Annotated in this window: 1 protein-coding gene and 2 pseudogenes; all 3 read right to left on the bottom strand. The window is 57.6% G+C overall.

Annotation, left to right across the window (positions count from 1 at the left end):
• Positions 1-159: 159 nt before the first annotated feature.
• Positions 160-1,164 (bottom strand): IS110-like element IS5075 family transposase, encoded by a 1,005-nt coding sequence (locus APU11_RS14965; RefSeq protein ID WP_000427619.1) that lies wholly within the window; start codon positions 1,162-1,164, stop codon positions 160-162.
• 78 nt (positions 1,165-1,242) lie between these two features.
• A pseudogene (locus APU11_RS14960) lies at positions 1,243-3,009 on the bottom strand (Tn3 family transposase); the annotation flags it as partial.
• 51 nt (positions 3,010-3,060) lie between these two features.
• Positions 3,061-3,135 (bottom strand): annotated as a pseudogene (locus tag APU11_RS28060) (IS6 family transposase); the annotation flags it as partial.

Below are 3,135 nucleotides of genomic sequence, written 5' to 3'. Positions count from 1 at the left end.
TGATGAGTTCCGCGCCTGATGAACCTCCAGAAAATATACGGCTTCAATGAGCCTTTCCGTTTTACAGGTTCCTCAACAGGCCGGTGGGCCGTTAGTATCATCAATATCAGTATTCGCAAAACCAGATGAATGATTGTTTAAACTGGTGTATTTCTGCCTTTATGCTTCGTAAGTTTGCTGTCGCGCCGTCAGTGCCCAGGCTATTCTGGCCAGCTTGTTTGCCAGAGCACAGGTGACGACAAAGTTGCTTTTCCGACACAACAACTCCCTGACCCAGTCGGCCAATTTGCCAGACTGGTGTTCCAGTTTTTGTATGAATACCCTGGCACACTGAACCAACAAAGTTCGGATCTTTTTGTTGCCCCGCTTGCTAATCCCTAACAATGTCGTCCGACCTCCCGTGCTGTACTGTCGGGGTACCAGCCCTGTTGCCGCCGCAAAGTCACGGCTGCTGGCGTACTGCTTCCCGTCGCCAATCTCAGTTGAAATAGTACTGGCAGTCAGCGTTCCAACGCAGGGAATACTCAGCAAGCGCTGTCCAACCTCATCTTCGTCCAACTTTCGTTTCAACTGAGATTCCAGATCTTTAATCTGCTCAACAAGATAGTGATAATGCTGTTGTAATTTCAGCAGTAACTGGCTGAGATAAAGAGGCAAACTACTGTCCTCAAGAAGGGTACTCAGTCGACTAATAACGGCAGCACCTCGCGGAACGCTGATACCAAATTCCAGCAGAAAAGCATGCATCTGATTAGTTGTTTTCACCTTATCCTGAACCAGGGATTCACGGACACGATGCAGAGCTCGCATTGCCTGCTGAGATTCGGTTCTGGGCTGCACGAAACGCATAGATGGACGTGATGCTGCTTCACAGATAGCTTCAGCATCAACGAAGTCATTTTTGTTGCTTTTAACGAATGGGCGGACAAATTGCGGTGATATCAGCTTTGGAAAATGCCCTAACTCTTCCAGCTTGCGTGCCATAAAGTGAGAACCGCCACAGGCTTCCATCGCGATGGTTGTTGCCGGGCATGTCGCCAGAAATTCGATTAGCTTTGGTCGGGTGAATTTTTTACGGTAAACGGCCTTCCCACGATGATCCTGACAATGAATATGGAAAGAGTTCTTACCCAGATCGATACCAATAAGCGCAATGTTTTCCATGATGGTTCTCCGAATGAAAGCCTGTCCTCAGCATAGTACTGGGAAGGAGGGAGTGACCATCTCATTAAATAAAGCACGCTAAGCCGGTTGCAGCGGTCGTAGCGGCCTGAACTTGCCCGCGCCGATCTTGGCGCTGCTGCGCCAGAGGTAATCGCCGGTGAGGTTGATGTGCTCCCAACCGAGCGGCGACAGGTACTGCAACAGCGCGTCATCAACGGCATGGCCGTTGCCACGCAGCGCGTGCGCAGCCCGTTCCAGATAGACCGTGTTCCACAACACGACGGCAGCCGTTACCAGATTGAGGCCGCTAGCCCGGTAGCGCTGCTGCTCGAAACTGCGGTCGCGGATTTCACCCAGGCGGTTGAAAAACACTGCCCTGGCCAGCGCATTGCGCGCCTCGCCCTTGTTCAGGCCGGCATGCACGCGGCGGCGCAGTTCCACGCTTTGCAGCCAGTCCAGGATGAACAGCGTGCGCTCGATGCGGCCCAGCTCGCGGAGCGCCACGGCCAGGCCGTTCTGGCGTGGGTAGCTGCCGAGCTTTCGGAGCATCAGGGAGGCCGTCACCGTGCCCTGCTTGATCGAGGTGGCCAGCCGCAGGATTTCGTCCCAATGGGCGCGGACGTGCTTGATGTTGAGCGTGCCGCCGATCATGGGTTTCAGCGCGTCATAGGCGGCGTCGCCCTTCGGGATGTAGAGCTTGGTGTCGCCCAGGTCGCGGATGCGCGGCGCGAAGCGGAAGCCCAGGAGGTGCATCAGGGCGAAGACGTGATCGGTGAAGCCCGCCGTGTCGGTGTAATGCTCCTCGATCCGCAAGTCGGACTCGTGGTACAGCAGGCCGTCGAGCACGTAGGTCGAATCGCGCACGCCGACGTTCACGACCTTGGTGTGAAATGGCGCGTACTGGTCAGAAATGTGGGTGTAGAACGTCCGCCCTGGGCTGCTCCCGTATTTCGGGTTGATGTGGCCGGTGCTCTCGGCCTTGCTGCCGGTGCGGAAGTTCTGGCCGTCCGACGATGAGGTGGTGCCGTCGCCCCAGTGCTCGGCGAAGGGATGGCGGAACTGTGCGTTGACCAGATCGGCCAGCGCCGCCCCGTAGGTTTCGTCGCGGATGTGCCAGGCTTGCAGCCAAGCCAGCTTGGCGTAGGTCGTGCCGGGGCAAGACTCCGCCATCTTGGTCAGGCCCAGGTTGATCGCGTCGGCGAGGATCGTGGTCAGCAACAGGTTCTTGTCTTTGGCCGGGTCGCCCGATTTCAGATGCGCGAAATGCCGAGTGAAGCCCGTCCATTCGTCCACCTCCAGCAGCAGTTCGGTGATCTTGACGTGCGGCAGGATCATTGCCGTCTGGTCGATCAGCGCTTGGGCGGTGTCGGGTACCGCCGCGTCGAGCGGCGTGATCTTCAAGCCTGACTCGGTGATGATGGCGTCCGGCAGCTCGTTGGCCGTCGCCATACGGTTGACGGTGGCAAGCTGTGTTTCCAGCAGCGTCAGCCGGTCGTTCAGGTACCGGTTGCAGTCGGTGGCCACGGCCAGCGGCAATTCGCTGGCCTGCTTGAGGCTGGCGAATTTCGCGGGCGGCACCAGGTAGTCCTCGAAGTCCTTGAACTGGCGCGACCCCTGCACCCAGATGTCGCCGGAACGCAACGCGTTCTTCATCTCCGACAGCGCGCACAGTTCGTAGTAGCGCCGGTCGATGCCGGTGTCGGTCATGACCAGCTTCTGCCAGCGCGGCTTGATGAACTCGGTCGGCGCGTCGGCGGGCACCTTGCGGGCGTTGTCGCTGTTCATGCCGCGCAGCACCTCGATGGCGTCGAGCACGTCCTTCGCGGCGGGAGCGGCCCGCAGCTGGCACTGTTGCAAAGTTAGCGATGAGGCAGCCTTTTGTCTTATTCAAAGGCCTTACATTTCAAAAACTCTGCTTACCAGGCGCATTTCGCCCAGGGGATCACCATAATAAAATGCTGAGGCCTGGCC

Source organism: Enterobacter sp. 50793107, assembly GCF_001463365.1.
In the GTDB taxonomy this organism is placed as follows: domain Bacteria; phylum Pseudomonadota; class Gammaproteobacteria; order Enterobacterales; family Enterobacteriaceae; genus Enterobacter; species Enterobacter cloacae.
The sequence above is the reverse complement of the archived record's forward strand: the minus strand, read 5'-3'. Positions and strand labels throughout refer to the sequence as shown.